At 46.9% G+C, this 22,595-nt stretch carries 10 protein-coding genes; 4 read left to right on the top strand and 6 right to left on the bottom strand.

Translation table 11 applies throughout. From position 1 onward, the window contains the following. Positions 1 to 147 precede the first annotated feature (147 nt). The 5 genes from QUA62_RS11510 to QUA62_RS11490 form a co-directional block, all read right to left on the bottom strand. A complete protein-coding gene (locus tag QUA62_RS11510; RefSeq protein ID WP_333404067.1) occupies positions 148 to 5,628 on the bottom strand; it encodes an AAA family ATPase in 5,481 nt (1,826 codons plus the stop codon). Positions 5,629 to 5,753: 125 nt separating this feature from the next. Beyond that, positions 5,754 to 6,437 (bottom strand): ribonuclease HII, encoded by a 684-nt coding sequence (locus QUA62_RS11505; RefSeq protein WP_333404123.1) that lies wholly within the window; start codon positions 6,435 to 6,437, stop codon positions 5,754 to 5,756. Position 6,438: 1 nt separating this feature from the next. Continuing rightward, positions 6,439 to 8,787, bottom strand: coding sequence for an Rne/Rng family ribonuclease (locus QUA62_RS11500; RefSeq protein WP_333404065.1), 2,349 nt, complete (start codon positions 8,785 to 8,787; stop codon positions 6,439 to 6,441). Between the two features lie 1,483 nt (positions 8,788 to 10,270). Further along, a complete protein-coding gene (locus QUA62_RS11495; protein ID WP_333404063.1) occupies positions 10,271 to 13,144 on the bottom strand; it encodes a TIGR03960 family B12-binding radical SAM protein in 2,874 nt (957 codons plus the stop codon). A 143-nt stretch (positions 13,145 to 13,287) separates the two neighbouring features. Then, positions 13,288 to 13,638, bottom strand: coding sequence for an STAS domain-containing protein (locus QUA62_RS11490; protein WP_333217619.1), 351 nt, complete (start codon positions 13,636 to 13,638; stop codon positions 13,288 to 13,290). 384 nt (positions 13,639 to 14,022) lie between these two features. Between QUA62_RS11490 and QUA62_RS11485 the strand changes: the two genes are divergently transcribed. Further along, the gene (locus QUA62_RS11485) at positions 14,023 to 14,220 is read left to right on the top strand and encodes a hypothetical protein (protein WP_015176637.1); all 198 of its coding nucleotides are present in this window, start codon (positions 14,023 to 14,025) and stop codon (positions 14,218 to 14,220) included. Between the two features lie 768 nt (positions 14,221 to 14,988). On the opposite strand, the gene QUA62_RS11480 is transcribed toward QUA62_RS11485, so the two are convergent. Continuing rightward, complete coding sequence (locus QUA62_RS11480; RefSeq protein ID WP_333404061.1) at positions 14,989 to 17,817, bottom strand: PAS domain S-box protein; 2,829 nt, start codon at positions 17,815 to 17,817, stop codon at positions 14,989 to 14,991. Positions 17,818 to 18,950: 1,133 nt separating this feature from the next. Between QUA62_RS11480 and QUA62_RS11475 the strand changes: the two genes are divergently transcribed. The 3 genes from QUA62_RS11475 to ftsY all read left to right on the top strand — a co-directional run bounded on the left by QUA62_RS11475 (position 18,951) and on the right by ftsY (position 22,546). After that, positions 18,951 to 19,676 (top strand): DUF502 domain-containing protein, encoded by a 726-nt coding sequence (locus QUA62_RS11475; RefSeq protein ID WP_333217617.1) that lies wholly within the window; start codon positions 18,951 to 18,953, stop codon positions 19,674 to 19,676. A 356-nt stretch (positions 19,677 to 20,032) separates the two neighbouring features. After that, complete coding sequence (gene nusB, locus QUA62_RS11470; RefSeq protein ID WP_333288569.1) at positions 20,033 to 20,665, top strand: transcription antitermination factor NusB; 633 nt, start codon at positions 20,033 to 20,035, stop codon at positions 20,663 to 20,665. Between the two features lie 123 nt (positions 20,666 to 20,788). Then, a complete protein-coding gene (gene ftsY / locus QUA62_RS11465; RefSeq protein WP_333404059.1) occupies positions 20,789 to 22,546 on the top strand; it encodes a signal recognition particle-docking protein FtsY in 1,758 nt (585 codons plus the stop codon). Positions 22,547 to 22,595: the final 49 nt, after the last annotated feature.

Raw genomic sequence — 22,595 nt, 5'->3', positions numbered from 1 at the left:
ATCCGTTTCCGGTTCGATCGCAGTTATGGGCCTCAAAACGCTTTAATTTTTGAAATCCTATCAATGGGGTAGATTGCAGCTTAGGCGGAACCAAGCAAAATCCGACCGGCTTACTACCTTATATAGTTTGCGAGTTCCTTGACCTGCTTATACACCGCTCATTGGCAGAAAAACATTAAATGTAGTTTTGCCCGGAATTGATTCCACTTCTATTTTTCCCTGATGTTTCTCAACAATCTTCTTGACAATATCTAGTCCCAATCCGCTTCCTTCTCCTGCCAATTTAGTAGTAAAAAACGGGTCAAATATTTTCGCTTTTATCTCTTCTGGTATCCCGTGACCGCTGTCGCTAATGCTAATCTTAGCCTGGTCATCTTCAGTCGTTAACTCAATTGTTAGCGTGCCTCGATAATCCATTGCTTGCAAAGAATTGTGAATTAAATTCGTCCAAACTTGATTAAGTTCGTCTGGATAGCACAGTATTGGCGGGATTTCGGCATAGTTTTTGATGACCTCCACTCCCTGTTTGAGGAGATTTTGATATAGGGTTAAGATTGTTTCAATACCTCCTGTAATACTGGCTGCTGTTTTTTCGCCAGACTGTTCGTAGCGGGCATAAGTTTTTAAGGCAAAAACTACTTTTGATGCTCTGTCTGTGGCTGTGTTGATAGTAGCGATGCCTCTTTTTAATTCGGAAAGTTTGTAGGCGATTTCTAAGAGATGTAAACTATCGGATCTTTGCAACAACGGGACAAAGGCATCTATTTCATTATAAACCCCCATGATCACTAGGCGATCGGCTACGGTATCGGCACTATCAATCTCTAATTCTTCCAGTTGGGTTCTCAAAGCTCTCTTTAATTTGCGTTCTTCTTTTGTTGATAAGCTTGCTTCTTGTTGGAGGGAACGCTGAAGTAAACTCAAGAAATTCTGTGCTTCTTCTGGGGAGAGAGATTGAAAAAGTGCGGGCAACTGTTCTAAAGTTTGATTCAAGAACTTAGAAACATTTCCTGCCGAGGAGCGAATTGCACCCAGCGGAGTGTTAACTTCGTGGGCCACTCCGGCCACAAGTTGTCCTAAAGCTGCCATTTTTTCTGATTGAATCAATCCTTCTTGCGTGGCTTTGAGATTGCTTAAAACTTGTGATAATTCTTGAGTGCGTTCTTCTACTTTTGCTTCTAAGTTGGTATAGAGTTGGGCATTTTCGATCGAGATGGCAGCTTGCGAAGACAAGACTTTTAACAGGGCTACTCTGTCGGGAGTAAATGCACCTGTTACCAGGTTATTTTCTAAGTATATTATGGAAATAAGCTGATTCTGTTTGAGCAGAGGAACGCAGAGGATTGATTTAGTTTTATGTGCCTTTATATAAGTGTCATTAGTAAATTTACCTTCACGAGTAGCATCATTTAAGACAACATCTTTGTGAGTCCGACTTACATAATTAATCACTGATAGTGACAGTAAGTTACTGCTTTCCAATGGGATTGACTGCAATAAATTGATGCTGTCGCAATCAACTGCACCCGATGCTTCAATCAGTAGTTTACCATGAGATTCCAACAACAAGTAGCCAACCTGTGCGCCAGCATTCTCAATCATAATTTTCATCAAGTTTCGGAGTAATTTCTCTAGCACAATTTCACCAGCAATGGCTTGAGAGGCTTTGATAACTGTCGCTAAATCTAAAGCTGTACCCGCTCCTGTAGTAGTCTGAGAAGTGGCGATGCTCGTGCCTGTGTTTTTACCAATAGTTCCCGCAGATTTAGCCTGTAATTGTGGATATCTTGCTTCTAAATCCTCAACTTTTGCCCTAGCTTGCCAGCGAGTATAGCCGTAGTGTGCTCCTTTGAGATAGGTTTGGGCAATCTCCTCCATACCGCTTGCCAGATAAAATTCTGCTGCTAGCTCATAGGCTAAAGCTTCATATTGAATATATCCGCTGTCTCTTGCTCCTTTAATCGCTCGGTCGTAAAGTTTTGCTGCTTGCCAATTATCTCCCAATACTCGCGCTGTTTCTGCTTCTACTAGGTCGTATTTATGCTGGAAATTGAACGGGGCAAGCTCTGCCCATTGCTTCATTTGCTCCTGGTTTAATTCGACTTGCTCCAAGTTTTCCATGAATTGGGGAGAATACTGAGCGAGCAGGGCAAGAGAATAGTAGAAGTTATGCACAGCAACATACATAAATCCCATGAGAGAATCTATGTATTCTGCGGCTGCGATCGCATTTTTTACGGCCCCGGCACAGTCTTTGAATAAGTAAGAAAGATTTAGTTTGGCGAGGTAAACCAGACAAAGCAAAGTGCGGTTATTCGTGGCTAGCAAACGGGGAATTATTTCTTCCTCGTTAAAGCTTTCGCCCAGCAAACGAGATGGGGTGGCAGTTGTTTCCAAAAGATTTAAGGTAACTTGCCGCCAGATATTAGTCTGGTAGAGAGCATATTCCTGTTTAAGCTTCCATAATTGTTCGCAGGATTGCTGCATTTTTGAGGCGACAGATTCAAGTCCTTCCCCCGTCAAAAATAGGGTGATACAATAAGCTTTAATACAATAACATGCGTACTCATTGTCTCCTGTGTCCAGTCCGCTTTTACTTCCCTCTAGGAGCAGAGAAAGACTGCTTTTTTCGGGGTCTTTCCAGTGTTTAACGAAAGAACAAAATAAGTTATAAACTTTCGCTTTTAGTTCTGTAGCATGATATATATTTACTAGCTTCAGTGCCAATTTTCCGGCGTGATATCCAGTTTCTATGTTGCCTTTTCCCGAACAGATAACAGCATACCCAACATAAGCATAAGCAGCCAAGGCTGAATAGCCTTTTTGAATAGTCAGGTTAACCATTGTCAACATAATTAACACTAAAACTCTGGGTTTCGCAAATAAAGCTGAGGGAGAAATAGACATTAAAATCCGCATGGCTGCTAGTTGAGCAGGGTCAGTCATTTGCGGGAAGCTTTCTAAGTCCATCAGTGTTGGCAGCTCTACGTTACTATCTTCCCCTGTGCACAGAGAAATTTCCAGTAATTTCAATGCTTCTAAACCCGTTTCTATTGCTTTAAGTGGCTGATTTTGAGCGGTATAAATTTGGACTTTAAGTTCGTAAGCTTTTACCCTGTCTAGCTGATTTATTGCTCGTTCCAAGATAACTTCAGCTAATGTTTCTGCCTGGTGAAATTTGGTGTTTAAATATTGAGCCTCTACAGTTTCTTGATAGAGATTTAGGGTTAAGTCATACTGCGTTTGCCAACTTTCTTCGGTTAAGAGGCTTAACCCGGTCTTCAAATATTGAACCGCCGCAGTGTAAGCCGTCGCTGCTTTGGCTTTCTGGCCGGCTATCAAATTTAGTTGGGCAATTTCGTTTCGCTCTTGTTGATGGGTTAGTAGGGGCTGTACTGCCGTGCTTGCCCCTATCCCAAGATTGAGATGATCGACAATTTCAAATATTTTTTTCGATCGTGTTTCGGGCGAACTATTCTTGAGCAACAGGCGACCAATTTGTAAATGGATGGCTTGTTTTTCTGACTCGTCAATCAAAGAATAAGTTGCTTGTTGGATGCGATCGTGTCCAAATTTATAGTGTTGAATTAACAGTTGAGTATCTAATTGTGAGAAAGTAAAAATCAACTCAGACTGAATCGCCTCTTTCAGAGCGGAGAAAATTTCAGCGGGCGATCGCTCGCAAATAATTGATAGAGTGCTTAAGTCAAACTCTGCACCTATACAAGCTGCAAAACGCAATACCTCCTGAGCGGTTGACGGCAATTTGTTGAGTTTGGTAATCATTAATTCTACCACATTGTCAGTAATTGCCCTCGCCTCAATCTGAACAATATCCCAGTGCCAAGTGCGATCGATAAAATCGAAGCTTAGCAGGTTTTCAGCATATAACGTTTTTAACAGTTCACTCACAAAAAAAGGATTACCCCGGGTTTTTTTCAGGATTAGTTCTGCTAAAGAGCGAACCGAAGAACCATCGCATTGTAACGTATCAGCAATCAATTCATTGATATGTTTTTGCGCTAAAGGTACAAGGGTAATCTGGTTGACGACAGATACTTGATCGGAGCGGATTGCTTCCAGAGTCACCATCAAGGGATGGGTGGAATTGACTTCGTTGTCTCGATAAGCTCCAATCAAAAATAGATATTGGGTATCTGCATCCGCCATCATTAGTTGGATAAATTTGAGGGTGGCAGTATCTGCCCACTGCAAATCGTCCAGAAAAATGACTAAAGGATGCTTTTTTGAGCAAAATACCCGAATGAAATTGCCACAGATAAGATTAAAGCGATTTTGCGATTCAATTGCGCCTAATTCCGGCAATGCCGGCTGTTGGCCCACAATCAATGCAACTTCGGGAATTACATCAATAATGATTTGACCGTTAGCACCAAAAGCATCTAATAATTTTTCTCGCCATTGATTAAGCTGTTCTTCGCTTTCGGTCAATAATTGTCGCACTAATCCCGAGAAAGCACTGACAAGAGCAGAGTAAGGAATATTGCGCTGAAATTGGTCGAACTTTCCAGCGATAAAATAGCCTCTAGCCTTGGTTATCGGTTTATAAACTTCGGATACCAGTGCTGACTTGCCGATGCCAGAATAACCAGCAACCAGCATTAATTCTTTACGGGATTGCTGATTATTTTCGGTTTGGCTAACTCGATCGAAGGCTGCTAGTAAATCTGCAACTTCTGCCTCACGTCCGTAAAGTTTCTGGGGAATTTGGAACTTGTCGCAAATATCTTGACTGCCAAGGGGGAACGATTCTATTTTGCCCTTTGTCTGTAATTGGTTCAAACATTTTTCTAAATCTGCTTTGATCCCGCAGGCACTTTGATATCGATCCTCGGCTGTTTTTGCCATCAGTTTGAGTGCGATATCAGAAATAATTTGGGGAATTTCTGGATTAACCTGATGCGGCGGTACTGGTTGTTTGGCGATGTGGCAATGTACCAACTCCAAAGCATCGTCAGCGGCAAATGGAAGTTGTCCGGTGAGGAGTTCGTAGAAGGTAACGCCCAAAGAGTAAAAGTCGGTTCGATAATCGAGAGAACGGTTCATCCTTCCAGTTTGTTCTGGAGAAATATAGGCTAATGTACCTTCTAAAATATTGGGGTTTTTTAGGGTGGGATTTTCACGGGTGAACACGGTAGCAATGCCAAAATCGATAATTTTGACTTGCCCGGTTTCTGGATTGAGCAGGATATTGGCGGGGTTAATGTCTTTGTGGATAATTTTGGCACCATGAATTTGAGCCAAAATCTCTGCTGTTTGAATAGCGATGGGGAGGAAGTGCTGTAAAGATGAAATATTTGGCGTTTCTACAGGGTTATCCTTCAACATTTCTAAAGAAGTGCCGCCATAATCTTCAAAGATAATGACTAGGGTTCTTTTATACTCATGTAGGCTATAAACTTTGAGGAATCCTTCTAGATTTTGGAGATTGCAAGTAATTTCGTATTCCTGCTTGTAGCGGGTAAGTTCAGCAGGATCTGGATAATCTTGCTCGAGCATTTTGAAGATAACAAGTTGATTGTCCTGTTCGCGAATGCCTCGATAAACCGTTGAATTTTGGCTTTCGTAAATTCGATCTAGAATCTCGTAGCCTTCAATTTTTAACATTTGGGGTGATTTTGAGAATGTTAATTTTTATGTAAGGTATGGTAACCTGCACCCTCTTGAACAGTCGCTTTTTTCCAGCGGAATTATGTCTATTTAACCTGACTTGTATTATTGACTACAACTAGCTATCTTCGACAGGGACTAAAAGATTGTCGGTGAAAAGCCGATCGCCCGTAACGTTCCAACCCCAATTTATGTTTAGCTGTACCATATCCTTTGTTATTTGTCAAGTCATATTCAGGATACTTAACAGCCAAACGTACTATTAATTCATCGCGCCAAACTTTCGCCACAATACTAGCAGCAGCAATCTGAATCGATCGCGCATCACCCTTAATCATCGTCTCTTGCTCGATCGCCAAATTGGGAATCCTTTGATTCCCATCAACCAAACACAAATCCGGCGTCACCTTCAACTTCAAAATCGCCCGTTTCATCGCCAACAAAGAAGCCTGCAAAATATTGAGGCGATCGATCTCTCGCACCGAAGCCACACCAATTTGACAGTCAACCGCCACAGCCCGGATTTTTACGGCTAACCGACTCCGGGCTGCGGCACTCAACTGCTTGCTGTCGCGCACCCCGCAACTTGCTAATTCATCGAGAACTTGGTCGGGCAAAATGCAGGCTGCAGCCACCACCGGCCCGAACAAAGCGCCTCGTCCGACTTCATCCACACCTGCAATTACTAAAGTGTTCGAGGGAGAGGGGGAAAGGGGAAGATGGAAAGATGGGAAGAGAGTAAAAATTTCTACTTCTTCCTTCTTCCCTCTTGCCTCTGACTTCTTCCCTCTTCCCTCGGACTTCATATCACTCATCCACAACGGCTGACGAGCGGCGGCGGCGGCGACGGTTGATAGCAGGCTCCTCGGGTTCGCTGGGTTCGCTGGGTTGCCTGGGTTCGATCGGCTCATGGGATTCGATCGGCTCATGGGATTCGATCGGCTCATAAGATTCGATCGGCTCATAAGATTCGATCGGCTCATGGGATTCGATCGGCTCATGGGATTCGATCGGCTCATAGGATTCGCCCATCACATCGCTGGGTTCCTCAATCCGATCAAAATCATCAGTTTCGTCGATCGAACTCTCGCCATAAATTTGGGCCTCATCATCATCATCATCATCCTCAGAAAAAACAGGCTCAACTACCGATCTTTCTGGATAATAATCCCGTTCCTCAACATTCTCAGCAGGCGCCGCCGCTTCAAATTCAAATTCGAGCTGCTCGAAAGGCGGCTTGTTCGGGGCCGCTCCCGGGAGAGTTACCGAAACGATCGCATTCTTAGGATTTTTCACGCTGCGATCGGTAAGCACCAAAGGAGAAACCCCCATCAGAGCATAAACATCCTGCTCCTCTGGCGTCATTTCCACCGAAATCACCTCTGGAGGCTCCACCATCGGCTTCATCAACTCAGACTTAGCCGGACGCACGCGATCGAAATCCTCGCGCCTGCCCACAGTCGCCATATTCACCAGCCCGAAGCCCTCCGACGCGGCCCGGATGCCGGGGGGTGCCAGATACTCAGAGCGCGTATCCGCCACAGGCGCGCTCGAAGTATTGGGCAGCCGCAACTTGCTGCGTACCGGTTCCTCTTCCACCGGGGGGGCAAAAGGCTCTTCACCAATCCGGCGGCGGCGCCGCCGTCTTGTTCCGTTCCCCAAATCCTGATAGCTGGGATGGTTGAGCAAGTCCAAAGGCGAGGCGTTGCTGCCAGTCTCAAAATCGACACTTTCGCTCTGAGGTTCCCAAGCAGCCCGAGCAGGTTCGGGGGGGCGTTCTTCCCGCACCGGGGCAGGAGTTGCAGCCGCCACAGGCGTCAAGCTGCGGCGTTCCAATCCTTCTGGCAAATTCAACAAAACGCGGTTCGAGGTAGCAACAGTGCGATCGGCCGATTCCCGCACCGCTGCGGCGAAGTCTTCTTCTCCGGGGAGTTGCACCAGATGACCCAGCCCGCTGCAAGTAGGGCAACTGTGGCCGAACAACTCGTAAATATTTTGACCTTGGCGCTTGCGGGTCAGTTCTACCAGCCCCAATTCCGACAGTTGAGCGATTTGCGGCCGAGCTTTGTCAGCTTTGAGAGCTTTATTGAAATGTTCCAGCACCTGCAACTGATCGCGGCGGGATTCCATGTCAATAAAGTCAACAATAATCACCCCGGCAATATTGCGTAACCGCAGTTGTCTAGCAATTTCCGTTGCTGCTTCGCAATTTGTCCAGAGTACAGTTTCCCGAGCCGTCGCCGATCGAGTAAACGAGCCGGAGTTGACATCGATCACCGTCAGCGCCTCAGTCGGCTCGATAATCACATAACCGCCCGAAGGCAAATCCACCCTTGGTCTGAGGGCTTCTCGAATCGCAGCGTTAACCCGGAAAAATTCTAAAATCGAGGCGCGCTCTCGGTGGTGGTCGATCAAAACTCCCGCAGGAAGTTTACCGCCGTTCCAGCTCATCAACTGCTGCTTCACCCGCTTAATTCCATTTTGCGAGTCCACCACAATCCGATTCACGTCACCGCTGAACATATCTCGCAGCACCCGCTGGATAAAATCGTCATCCCGGTTGAGCAGTGCCGGCGCCCGCGAAGTACCGCCTTCGAGTTGAACGGCTTCCCACTGTTTTTGGAGGACTTCCAAATCTTCCATGATCGCTTCTTCCGTCATCCCTTCAGCTTCAGTGCGTACCAGCAGCCCCATCCCGGCTGGTTTCACCAAAATAGCCAGGGCTCTGAGGCGGTTGCGCTCCGCTTCCGACTTGATCCGCCGCGAGAGATTGACTCCCCTGCCGTAGGGCATCAGTACCAAATAGCGGCCCGGCAGGGTAATGTTGCCTGTCAGCCGGGGGCCTTTGCTGCCCGTCGGTTCTTTCATTACCTGTACCACCACTTTCTGCTGGGGGGTCAGGAGTTCTGTAATTGCTCCTGCCGAGCGTTTAAGGCGCAGCGGGCCGAGGTCTGTGACGTGCATAAACCCGTTACGTTCTGGGTCGCCAATATTGACGAATGCCGCATCTATCCCAGGGAGTACATTTTCAACAATTCCCAAGTAAATGTCACTGACTTGGTGGCTGCCTGTGGCTACCACAAGTTCTTGGATTTGATCTTCTGAAAAGACGGCAGCAATGCGATGCTGCTCTGCTATAACTATCTGCTTTGTCATTCAATTTCCTCACAAAACTGGCAGCAAGTTAGAGACACTTACGCACTCATAGTGCCTCTGACTTTCACTGTAATTAGTAGTGGCTTGAAGAGTTATTAGCTGTGAGTTGGTGCAGGGTGGAAGAAAATTTAACTGTTGACCGTTCACTGTTAACTGTTGACTGTTGACTGTTCACTGTTAACTGTTACAGATAAAGTAGTTAAACCCGCCCTTACAGAGTTATGAGTTATGCTCAGCAGATAAATCTGAGAGATTGAAATAAGGAGGCTTTTATCGAGTTAGCAATATTGAGATTTGAGTTGAGAATTGCGAAATCAATACTCAAAATTCAACACTTACAACTCTTCCTTTGAACTCAGCGAATAAATTCATTGACACCGTACCAATTTCTTAACACACAACTTAACACTACGAACTGATAACTCCGCTTGCGTGGTGGTAGAGGGCTGGTTTTGAGCGAAAGTAGGTAGGAGTGAAAGCGCCTAGACTTTTGTTGAATTCTTGTGCCATCGCACTCAACATACCCCAGCTTGGCATTCGACTGCAACCTCCGCCCCTGCCAAGCCTAAAACCTCGTCAGTCGATTTTAGATTTTAGATTTTAGATTTTAGATTTACTCCACAGATGAATCTCGGAGATTGAAATTTAGTCTAAAATCTAAAATTTTGGTTCTCCACGAATTAAGTCGGGGGCTTATCTCCGTTTTTTGACGGGTCAGTCGATTTTAGATTTTAAATTTTAGATTTTAGATTTACTCTACAGATGAATCTCGGAGATTGAACTAGAGTCTAAAATCTAAAATTTTTGGTTCTGCACGAATTAAGTCGGGGGCTTATTTCCGTTTTTTGACGGGTTAGTCGATTTTAGATTTTAAATTTTAGATTTTAGATTTTAGATTTACTCCACAGATGAATCTGGGAGATTGAACTAAAGTATAAAATCTAAAATTTTTGGTTCTGCACGACTTAAGTCGGGGGCTTATCTCCGTTTTTTGACGGGTCAGTCGATTTTAGATTTTAGGTTTGAGATTTTAGATTTACTCCACAGATGAATCTGGGAGCTGGAACTTTAATCTAAAATCTCAAACTTTTGGTTCTCCACGACTTAAGTCGGGGACTTATCTCCGTTTTTTGACCCGTCAAAAACATCTATTGTTGAATACCCGCTCTGCGGTTTGAACCGTGAGATTTTTGAATAAGCCGACCACCGACAACCAGTCGATCGATCGAAATTAATCGCTAAATTTGGTTCAGACCCCGCTCCTGCGGGTTTGGCGCTAGATTTAGCCCGTGAATGTACAACAAAAAGGCTTGAAGTCTTGAACAGAAGCAATTTGCACCCAGCCCGCGTTGCTGGTTGACGAGGGCGGCGAGCGACTAAAGCGCTCGAGCCGCCGCGGCTTCCATAACAAGCGATTATAGCGTGAAACGACACATCCCGATCGAGAGCCGAAGGTGAAATATTCCACCACGGCTTCCCTATCTTAACCATAACCCAGGATTAGCTGACTACGCTCAACCTGCAGAAGCTGAATTTCCTGCTGGCTGACTTGTTCGAGCATGAAAACAATATGTTCTGGCTTTAGCAAGTTGCCATCGCTGCGACAACTCCCGGTAAAGCGCAAGACGGCTCTACCTTCGGATGTAGCACCAGAGGCTCTTGTGCTGCTGTCTGGTTTCTGCTCTACAAGTTCTAGTTTGTGCAGCCTTTCGCGCAAATTGACATTCTGCGTCTTTCCCGACTTAGTAGTATGCACCCGCCAAAAAGCCTCGGTTTCGACGATCGCCTTGACCCAAGCTTCCCAGTTGGCATCAGGAGCCACGGAGACAGGAGCAGCATTTTCCCGGTCTAATTCGCCATTTTCTGTCAACGAGCCTGCGGAGGCCACAGTAATTACGTACTCCGCTGCTTCTAACAACTGGTTAGCAGAAGGAGCCTTGAGATCGATCGACTCCACCTTGTAAATCGGAATATTTTCCGGCAGCTTAGCGGCCAACTTTTCCCGAAAACTCTCAATATCGATCGGCTCAGTGAGCTCAAAGTCGGCAATTTCCCCAGTGCTGGTAACACCCAGAGGCAGAGCATTTGCCAGAGAAATCCGAGGGTTCGGGTGAAACCCGCCGGTAAACGAAATCGGCAAATCGGCTCTGCGGACTACTCGATCGAACAAGCGGATCAAATCCAAATGACCAACCAAAGCCATATCGCCCACCTTCCCGAACCAAACCCGCAAACGCTGTTTCCGCTCCGTATTCGGGACAAACTCCCCAGCAAACTCAGGAATTGGCAGCGCCTCCACAACCACATTGTGTCCGAAATCGGTGCCGCAAACCCCGCAGCGCGAACACCCTTCAAAGGAACAGTCAGGAACCGTCGCTGCTTCTAAAGCCTTTTGCAAGTCAATTTTCAGCCAGTTTTTGTCGATCCCCGTATCTAAGTGATCCCAAGGTAAAGGTTGATCGAGAGAAAGGGGGAGAGGGGGAGAGGGGGAGAGGGGGAGAGGGCCAGAAGTGAAAAAATCTTCCTTAATTTCTCTTCCTTCTTCCTTCTTCCCTCTTCCTTCTTCCTTCTCCCTTCTTCCGACTTCCATCGGACTGACATCCGTTACATCCGTTACATCCGTTACATCCGTTACAGAATCCGTTGCCGAACTTCCTTCTTCCTTCTCCTCTTCCTTCTCAAAAAGATTCCACTCGCCGCTTTCGACTTGGCGGTATTTCCAGGTAAGGCCCGATTCATCGATCGCCTGAGTCCAAGCTTTGTAAGCCTGATCCAAGCTTTCCCACCACGCATCCATACCCGCGCCAAGTTCCCAAGCGCGGCGGACTACAGCAGCCAAACGTCGATCGCCCCGTCCGACAAAATCCTCCATTGCCGAAATCCGCACATCAGTGTAATTCACCTTGACGCCCCGCATCCCGCGAAATTCTCCCTTCAGGAGTTTTTGCTTGCGAGAAAACTCAGCAGTAGACACTGAATGCCACTGAAAAGGAGTGTGAGGCTTAGGCGTAAAATTAGAAATTGTCAAGTTAAAAATCAGTCCCCGGCGGCCATCGAGCCTGCATTCCCTGTGCAGCCAGCGGACTGTTTCGGCGATGCCCACAACATCTTCATCGGTTTCTCCGGGCAAACCGATCATAAAATACAGCTTGATTTTATCCCAGCCGCGATCAACCGCAGTTTTGACACCCCGAAGCAATTCTTCGTTGGTCAAACCTTTGTTAACGATGTCGCGCATCCGCTGAGTACCAGCTTCCGGCGCAAAAGTCAAACCACCTTGTCGCGTACCGCCGAGAATGTCGGCAATATTATCGTCAAATCGGTCAACCCGCTGGCTGGGTAGAGACAGAGAAATATTTTTATCTTTCAGGCGATTTTTGATTTCCATCCCGACTGCTGGGAGTGCCAGATAATCGGAACAACTGAGGGAAAGCAAGGAAAACTCGCTGTGCCCGGTGGCTTGCATCCCCTGTTCGATCGCCTCTACGACTTGCTGCGGTTCGACATCGCGCGCGGGGCGAGTCAGCATTCCCGGCTGACAGAAGCGACACCCGCGGGTGCATCCCCGGCGGATTTCTACTGTCAGTCTGTCGTGTACTGTCTGGACGTAGGGAACCAGGCCGATCGAATAAGCTGGTATGGGAGTTGCCACGCGGCGCAGAATTCGTTCTGGAACTTGGGGACGGTTGGGATGAACAGAACCGTCGGCCGCCATATCGTAGAATTGCGGGACGTAGACGCCGGGAATTTGCGCTAAATCCAGCAGCAATGCTTCTCGGCTCAAATTATTTGTTTTGCCTTCTGCCAAAATCAAGCCAATTTCTGGCAGCAATTCTTCTCCATCTCCCAAAGCGATGAAGTCAAAAAAGTCCGCGTAGGGTTCAGGATTGGAAGTTGCCGTTTGCCCGCCAGCAAAAATCAGCGGCATTTGACCGTTTTGGCAATTTGTCGCTCTTTCTTGCCAAGTTAGTGGAATGCCGGCTAAATCCAGCATTTCCAGAATGTTTGTGGCTCCGAGTTCGTAGCTGAGGCTGAAGCCCAGAATATCAAATTCTGTGAGCGATCGCCTCGATTCTACGGCAAACAGCGGAGTTTTGGTTGAGCGCAGTTTTGCTGCCAAGTCAGGGGCGGGCAAATAAGCCCGATCGCACAACTGTCTTGGCCCTGCGTTCAAAATGTTGTAAAGGATGATGTGCCCCAGATTGGAAGCACCAACTTCATAAACTTCTGGGTAAGTGAGAACCCAGCGCACCAACGCTTCGTCCCAAGGCTTGTGCGTAGCCCCCAATTCGTTTCCCAGATAACGAGCAGGCTGATTAATGTCTGCTGTAAGTAATTCTTCGACTTTTACTGCCACGGCTCGACTCGCTAAATATTTGCGACTCTTAAGCAGCCTACCTTAAAATCTGCCAACACGCCAACGACAGTCGTCTGTCTTTTCGGGAATTTAACCGAATGTGCGGTGTTTTGTTGCCTGTTCTCCTGGCCTAGGAGGCTCTATCAGTGTTGTTTTACGCAGGAGTTTTCGGCATCAAAGCTATCGACATTTTCAAATATTTCAAAAACTCGATCGAGTTGGCTGAGTTCCAGAATCATCCTAATCCCGGGGGATACCGAGCACAGACTAAACCTGCGGCCCATTTTTTTCGCCTGCTTGAGGCCTGAAACCAATGCCATCAAACCGGCACTGTCAATAAATGTTACTGCGCCCAAATCTACGAGTACCGCTACCACTCCGGGGGCTGAAATTGCTGTCGTTAGTTGCCGTCCGAATTCTCCGCAGGTGGCTGCATTCAGGTAGTCTAGGGGTCGAATCACCGTAATTGGTTTATGGGCAAGAAGTGTCTGCATATGTCAAACCTATGATTGCTACGTATTTTCAACTACTGTGCTGGACGGATGTAAGCCTAAACCTACTTGATTACTCTGAGCCTAACTTAATCTGAGGCAAACCGACCAGTTGTTTTCAGTAATTTTACGTAATCTTTATTTATTGACTCTTTTTTATGAATTTTTGCGTAAGATTTGGCTAGGAAACGTAAGCTACTATACTATTTTTTATTTATGCCAGCAGGCGCAAGTCTTGGTAACTGTAAAAATTGCGATCGACTTTGCCCTAGCTGTTCAATAAAACTGAACAATGTAATTAAAATCACTGGTTAGTTCTGATCTAGATCACCTGTTTGCTCGACACTTCAGAGGAAAATTAAACTGTACGGAGTTCTCCGACTTACTATGCAAGCAACTCATGCTATCCGTCAACTTGTAGAAAAAGCCCTCTACATTAAGCAGTTGACGCCTGACATTGAAAACGAAATCAACTACGAGCTCACCCGTTTGGGATACATCTCGGATATTGATTATGAGGCTTTAGAGTTATTAATGGATGAAATGGATGCCGGCCGGGTGCAATTGGTATCTAGCCGTCGCTAGTGGGAAGCGGGCGACCAGTCCACATCCAAGAACCCAAAAATCCTTGCACGGCGGGCAATAGAGGAGTGTTAGAAGCATTTATGCCGGCTGAATATTTCTCTAATGAAGCATCTCGTTGCTGAACTTGATATTTAAGGAAATAGTGTTAGGGGCGATCGTCCCTGCGCCTCCGATCAAAAGCTAAAAACTTTGACTTAAATTAAATTTATAACTTTTGGGGTATGACAAATTAGGTTAACTGTAACTAAAATTCATGCTTAATTAAGCAGCTAATTGCTGAACTTGATATTTGAGGAGAGACTGTTAAGGGCGATCGTCCCTGAATCTCATACAATTTTAGATTTTAGATTTTAGATTCTAGATTTTAGATTTTAAAAGTCGGACTACTGATAATTATCAGGGTTTGGAACTTTTCTACAGTTGCATTCTTTTTAGAAACTGTTCTCAGTATCAAAAACTACACACTGTGATCCCAATTAAATTTATAACTTTGGGGACTTGACAAATTATTTCTAAGTCTAATTCATAATAAAAAAAGTTTTTCGACAGGATTAGGACTAAGGGCAACTGTCACAAATAAAGCTTAAATTTTAAGTATGTAGTTGCGCTTGTACGCTCTTTCCTCAGCTAAGAGCGCACAACCGCAACTACATATTTTTGTTTAATCTACCAGTTGGCCTTAGTCCTAAGAACTATTATCCGATCGCTCGAATGCAAGAAAATTGGTTTGTAGTTAGGATTTCCGTCCTCGCCGAGTCAATCTAAAATCTAAAATCTAAAATCGTTCGATCGCCCCACCAAACTTGCCACCACCGCCACCAACTCAGCAGGCTCGATCGGCTTGGGCACGTAAATTTGAAAACCTTGCTGGAGTGCCCGTATGCGTTCCTCTACCCTACCAACCACCGTGAACGCCAACGCCGGAATTTCCCTGTCCACCATCCGCGATCGCACTTGTTGCAGCAGAGCCTCTCCGTCAAGGGCCTGTATCCCGATATCGATCGCCAACACATCCGGATTCAGCCTTTCAATCGCCTCCAACGCACCCTTTCCAGAGCTAGCAGTCTCCACCTGGGCCCCGCAATCTTCGAGCACGGTAGAGGCAAAATCCAGGGAATCCGCGTCGATATCGACCACCAATACCCGCACTCCAGAAAGATTGCTGTTGACAAAAGACTCCTTTACAGGGGCTCGCGCCTTGCTTGGAGGAATCGCCAACTCCCCGATTCCGGCAACAGAAAATCCGCCGTCGCCAGGAAGCTGTTGAATTGGCAATCTCACTAAAAACCTCGACCCTTTTCCCTTCCCGGCGGATTCGGCTTGCACCGTCCCCCCGTGCATTTCCACAAAATGCCGCACCAGAGCCAAACCCAAACCCAATCCGTTGTACGATCGCCTTGTAGAGCTGTCAGCTTGGCTGAACCGCTCGAAAACGTGCGGCAAAAACTCTTCTGAAATCCCTTTTCCCGTGTCGCTAACCTCAATTTCCACAGTAGCGGGCGACAATTTTTTACAGCAAGCGGATTCCTCAGGGGCCAAAGTCCCCTGCATCTTTCGCACCCCCACCTTCACCTGTCCGCCATCGGGAGTAAACTTAATCGCATTCGACAGCAAATTCCAGGCTACCTGCTGCAACCGGCCCGAATCGGCAAAAATCCGCCCGGTAGTTGGGTCGAAATCCGTCACAATTTCAATATTTTTGGCCGCAATCGCGGGCGCGAGAGTATCGATCGCAGCCTCAACAGTCGAAATCACATCCACCCACCGCAAATTCAGCGACAGTTTCCCGCTAATAATCTGGGACACGTCTAGCAAATCCTCGATCAGAGTTGCCAGCGAGCGTGTATTGCGGTCGATCGTTTCCAGAGCCCGAACAGTCGTTTTTTCGTCAAACTTGCGGTTTCGCAGCAGTTGCGCCCATCCCAGCATCGCATTCAGCGGCGTTCGCAATTCGTGGGACAAAGTTCCTAGAAACTCGTCTTTAATCCGGTTCGCCCGCGCCAATTCCTGAGCTCGATCCTGCAGTTCTCTTTCCAACTGCTTGCCAACCGTCAAGTCGAGAATAAAAGCCACAGATTCTTGCCGCTTTTGTGCCAGCAAAACATATCCGATCAACACCGGAATCCGGCTGCCGTCTCTCCTCCAGAATTCCTTTTCGTAGGGAGTGCAAGCCCCCGTTGCTTGTGCCTCTGCCATCCCTTTCTTGTCGAGAGACTGGTACTCCGGCGGCGTGATGTCAATCGAGTTTAATTCCCCGCGCTGCAAGTGTTCCCGCGTGTAACCAACTATCCGCAAAAATTCATCGTTGGCATCGAGGATACCGCCGTTTACATCCCCAAAGATAATTCCTATTAAGTTAGCTTCTGCTAACATTCTCAGCTTTTCTTCGCTAGCTTGGAGTGCAGCTTCTGTTTGCTTGCGATCGGTAACGTCTTGGATGTAAGCCGACAAACCAGAATCGGAAGGATAAAAACGCATCTTCAACCACTTATTCCATAACGGTACGAATCCCTCATACTCGTTTGTTACTTTTTCTGCTAATGCTTTGGTAGCCATTTTGTAAAACGGTAAATCGACCGCCCAGGGAAATATATCCCAAAAATTTTTACCAATCAGTTCGGCTTTTGGTCTGCCTAACAGCTCAATAGCTTGGTGGTTGACATAGGTATAGTTCCAATTTAAGTCAACAGCGATAAAAGCATCGGTAATGCTTTCGAGAATGTTAGTAATTTGATCGTTTGCCAATTGCAGCGCTTTAGCAGTTTCTTCTGCTTGCAACCTCGCTGCTTGTTCGCGGGACAAAGCTGCAGCGCGTTCTTGTTCTGCCTGTTTTCGCTCGCTAATATCGATGTAAGAACCGATGTAACCTGCAAAAGTGCGATCGGGCCTGTACCGGGGTACGCCTGTACCCAAAACCCAGCGGTATTCGCCGTCATAGCGTCTCAGGCGGCATTCGAGCCGGTACTCGCTGCCAGCTTTGAAGGCTTTTTGGTAAATATCCAGAGATTCTGGCAAGTCATCTGGGTGCAAGTTTTCCATCCAACCCGTGCCCATTTCTTGCGCCAAAGTTCTACCGGTAAACTCCAACCAAACTTTGTTAAAGTAATCGCCAAGTTGGTCAGTGTCCGACATCCAAATCATCACCGGCGCGGTATCTGCCATAATCCGAAATCGAGCTTCGCTCTCCTGCTGCTGTGCTTCGGCTTGCTTGCGCTCGTTCCGTTCTTGAACTTCCCGCAGGGCCCGCTGAATCGACGGCACCAGGCGTATCAAACGGCGTTTGAGAACATAATCAGTAGCGCCGCTTTTCAAAGTTTCGATCGCCACTTCCTCGCCCAAAGTAGCCGAAACAAAAATAAACGGCACTCCCGGACAATTAGTGTGGGCGATTTCCAGTGCAGCTATCCCGTTAAAACCAGGCAGCATATAATCTGCCAAAATAATGTCAAAACGTTGTTTTTCCAGCGCCGCGGCAAAGTCTTCTCGATTTTCCACACACACCAGAGAAAATTCGAGCCCGCCATCCTTTAGATATGCCTCGATCAGTTCGGCATCTAGGGGACTGTCTTCTACTAAGAGGATACTAAGCGTTTTCACAAAAATTCCTTTTACTTAAATATTAATTATCGGATACAAAATTTTATCAGGCTGCGGCTTTAAGTGAAGCCCAAAAAATTATTGCATTTTGAATCGCATAAAAAAATGTAAAAATCAATTGGTTTCATTAGTTGAGCATTCATATCTCAATCCTAACTTCTAATCAAGTCTATTGCTGCTTGCCGCGAGGTGAATCCCGGCTCTGACTTAATTGGCTAGTACGCTTGTTTTTCCTTAAGTTTCGTCTGCTTCCAAGGAATCGGCACCGCTGGAGTTTTGCTTCTATGCAGCAGTTTAGCTATAGCCTGTTGAACCAATAGTTTCGCGCTTCTGGCTAGAAACAACTAGCTATGTAGTAATTTATCTCGCTTGCTACTAACTACTGCTACCTCGTTTGGCAGATTCTTTTTTTTGTAGTGATGCCCGAGTTAATGCTATATTGCTTTGCCGCTGCTCTCAAACTCGAATTCGCTTGAATTCTGCCCTTATTTCCTGAATATAGATCGATCGTGTCAAAAAAAGTCAAAGTTGCTGGTCTGTCTGCTTTACTTTTTGTCGGATTTGCCTAATATGCAACACTTGCAGGGTAGGCAACTGTTGCCTTGTCGATCGCTGTCTGTCTTCAAGAATAAAAAATTTTATACCAAAAAATGTCATAGTGCATCTATCCAAAGATAGATTTTTGGATAGACACTGCACTCAACCTGGATAGATTCCCCTGAATTCGGTACAACGAAGTGCCACCCAGCCGAAAATCTGAGAAAGCTCGATCGACCAATTAATTTCCTATACAAATAACAGAAAATTTTCTCTGGACTCGCTAAACTTGCACTCCCAGGCTGCCTCTGAGCGATCGGCTTATTGATTGAACCAACCCAAAGTGTCTTAAAATATACAATACGGTGAGCTGCTGCACAGCCTGCATATATTAAAACCAAGCGCCAACTTGCAATAATTCTTTAAAATAGAGGTACAGCACCGGCGATCCCTAACTCTTCCCCCTCAGAAAGGGTAGGGTTTAGCAGAATTGAACACGATCGTCTATGGTGACTTCCAGTAAAGCCCGTGCAGTTGCTTTAGTCTCAGCTTTATTCAGGTTATTGGCAACCAGTTACGAGGAGATTTGACCCGCCGTGCTCCAACGCATCAAACAAGACTTAAAAAACGACCTGATCGCAGGACTATTGGTAGTGATACCCTTAGCTACCACCATCTGGCTGACAATTACCGTCGCCAATTGGGTCATCAATTTTCTCACCAAAATTCCCAAGCAGATCAACCCTTTTGACGGACTCAACCCGATTTTGGTGAATCTGCTAAATCTTTTAGTAGGTCTGGCTGTACCCCTGCTGAGCATCTTAGTCATCGGTTTAATGGCCCGCAACATTTTCGGCAAGTGGCTGCTAGACTTTGGCGAACGGCTGTTGCAGGCAATTCCCCTAGCCGGTTCGGTGTACAAAACCCTCAAACAACTGCTGGGAACCATCCTCAACTCAAACGACAAATTTCGCCGCGTGGTGTTAGTGGAATATCCCCGGCGGGGAATCTGGACGTTAGCATTTGTGACCGGTACGATCGAGAGTAACGATATCCCACCTCACCTTTCGGGTGAAACCCCGATCGGCATTTTCATCCCCACCACTCCGAACCCCACTACCGGATGGTACGCTATAGTCCCGGAGGCAGATTTAGTCAATTTGTCAATGTCGATCGAAGATGCCTTTAAAGTCATCATCTCTGGCGGCATCGTCAACCCCAGCAACTCAGTTCCAGTAACCCCCGAAAAAATCAAGGGCAAAACACTCGAACCCTTGGTATCCGAATCAAGATACCAGGCTGTCCCAGTCGAAGAAGAGTAAACGAAGACATCAATCTGTAGGTCAGGTTTAGAGAGCATCTCAATGAGAGTAAAAAGCGTTTTTTAGGAGTGCGAGCGGGACGCCCGCTACATATATATATATATAGCGGGCGTCCCGCTCGCACTCCTGTAAAAGCAAAACTCAGATGCTCCCCATTTTTAGCGGGCTTCAAATTCTAAACTTTACTTTCCCAATAACAGATAATATCTGTCCAAAACCTACCCAGAAACAATCGTGACTCAGGGCGGGTTTTTTGCGAGTTTTTCTGCTAAAGTCCAAGTCTATGCTCTGAACCAGCGCCTAGCAATCTCAAAAATTCCGAAATTCCTAAAATCCCAATTCCTATCTAACAAACTATGAAAAAAGCCCGCGAAACAGCACGCGAACTCGCGCTCCTCGGGATCAGCCAACTGCCGGCGAATCCAGAACTCTTAGAAGCCAAAAAACTGCAAGATGTTCTCCTCGCCGCCATCCGTACCCTGACAACAGAAGTTCAAGAAGCCCTAGAAGCAGCAGCATCCGAAGTGCAGCGGAGTAGCGACAAACTGCTTGCCAGCGAAATCCGCGCTGCCGATATACAAAGTGCTAGAGCAATGGTGCGGGAAGCAGTCGAACTCACCCAAACCGCAATCAACCGTCTCGGTTCAGCAATGGAGTTTCCAGAACTGATCCAGCTAGCCAACCAGCAAGATGTCCGCACCTATGCTTTGCAAATCCTGACGAAAGTCAGCGCCAACCGTGTTCAAATTGATGAATTGCTCTCGGAAGCCCTTGTAGACTGGCAAATAGAACGGTTGCCCCGGATCGATCGAGATATCATGAGAATCGCGATCGCCGAAATGCTATATCTCGCCTTACCCGAACAAGTCAGCGTCAACGAAGCCGTCCAACTGGCAAAACGCTACAGCGGTGACGAAGGACATCGCTTCATCAACGGAGTCCTCCGCCGAGTAGTCGATAAAATCAAGGCAGAAGTTGTTAGTCAGTAGTCCTTAGTCCTCAGTCAAGAGTCTGTAGGGTGCTCTTCGGTGCACCTTACCAAGAGTCATGAGCAATCCGCAATTCGCAATCCGCTCTAAACTAAGGACTAATAACTATATTCCCAATTTCCTATGGTATTTAATTGGTTTCGTCGCCAGTACAGCGAAAGCAAATCTTCAGAAACAGAGGCAACCCCGGAACAGCCGCAAGATGAGTCGGCAAAATCCGCACCGGTTGAGCCTCAAACAGATGCAACAGAGCAAGGCTCTCCTGCTGTAGCCGAAGATTATCTCAATTGGGCAAAAGCTGCTTACAAAAATATTCAAAAACAGCAAAAACCCGAAACAGAAGTTTCCGAGACAGCAGCGCCCGAGGTTCCAGCAGCCGAAACAGAAATCGCGACAGTTGCAGAAGTTGCAGAACCGGCGACGATTGAAGCAACCGAGCCGATCGAACTTGAACCAGCACCCACAGCACCAACTGTTGCAGAAGTTACAGAAGTTGCAGAACCCGCGGCACTTGAAGCAACCGAGGCGATCGAACTCGATGCAGCCAAGCCAGCAGAATTTGCAGAAACTCTGCAACCCACAGCCGGGGCGATCGACATTGCACCTATTGCTCAACAATTAGAAGTTACAGCAGAAAATATAGAAATTGCCGAACCTGCAAGGGAGGTTGTAGAAACCGAATCACTCGCATCCGAGGGCGAAGCAGCCGAAGCCCTGCCGTTTTGGGCCAGAGCTCAGGCCGATCGCATGGAGCGCATCGAACGCCTCAAAGAAACCGCCCTTGAAGAACCAGAAGTAATTGCAGCCGCCGCCGAGAGAGCGGCAATTATCGAAGAAATTCCCGGTTTCGCCTTTGACGAAGGCTTCCTGTGGTCATCAGAAATCTTAGCCAGTCAAGGCCGCCGGCCAGAACAAGTATCCGTCGAAGAAATCACTTGGCTGCAAAAACTGCGGAAAGGCTTAGAAAGAACTCGTCGCAGCTTAATTAATCGACTAAAGGCGATCGTCGGTCAAGGCCCGCTCAATCAAGACGCGGTAGCCGAAATTGAGACTTTACTGCTGCAAGCTGATGTCGGAGTCGCAGCCACCGACATCATTATCAGTCGCCTCCAAGAAAGGCTCACGCAAGAAGTGCTGCCGCCAGAACAGGCTCTAGCCTACCTGAAAACCATCCTGCGCGACATTCTCGACGCTCCCTGTGCCGAAACCGCCGCCGGCAATCCCGCCTACAGCCTGACATTTGCCCCGGAAAAAGACACTTTTAACATCTGGTTAATCGTAGGAGTCAACGGTGCGGGCAAAACTACGACGATCGGCAAACTTGCCCATATTGCCCAAAAATCCGGCTACAAAACCCTAATTGCCGCCGCCGACACTTTCCGCGCCGCCGCCGTCGAACAGGTAAAAGTTTGGGGTTCGCGCAGTGGGGTCGAAATTATTGCCAACCCGGGGAAAAATACCGATCCGGCTGCTGTCGTGTTTGATGCGATCGCCGCTGCGGGCGCCCGAGGCACAGAACTCCTGATCGTAGACACCGCAGGCCGCCTGCAAAACAAAAAAAATCTGATGGACGAATTAAGTAAAATCCGTCGCATTGTAGATAAGAAAGCCCCAGGCGCTACCGTAGAATCTCTACTGGTTTTGGATGCCACACTGGGTCAAAATGGTTTGCGACAGGCAGAAGTGTTCGCAGAATCGGCCAAATTAAGCGGAGTAGTATTGACAAAACTCGACGGTTCTGCTAAAGGTGGTGTTGCCCTAGCTGTAGTGCAGCAGCTTGGTCTGCCAATCCGCTTTATTGGAGTTGGGGAAAGCATCGAAGACTTGCGCCCGTTTTCTAGTTACGAATTTGTGGAAGCCCTACTCGATTTTAGATTTTAGATTTTAGATTTTAGATTGATCGGGTATCTGTGGTCGTCCCGATTTTTGG

Origin of the sequence: Microcoleus sp. MON1_C1, assembly GCF_036701945.1 — a bacterium.
Taxonomy (GTDB): domain Bacteria; phylum Cyanobacteriota; class Cyanobacteriia; order Cyanobacteriales; family Microcoleaceae; genus Microcoleus.
The sequence above is the reverse complement of the archived record's forward strand: the minus strand, read 5'-3'. Positions and strand labels throughout refer to the sequence as shown.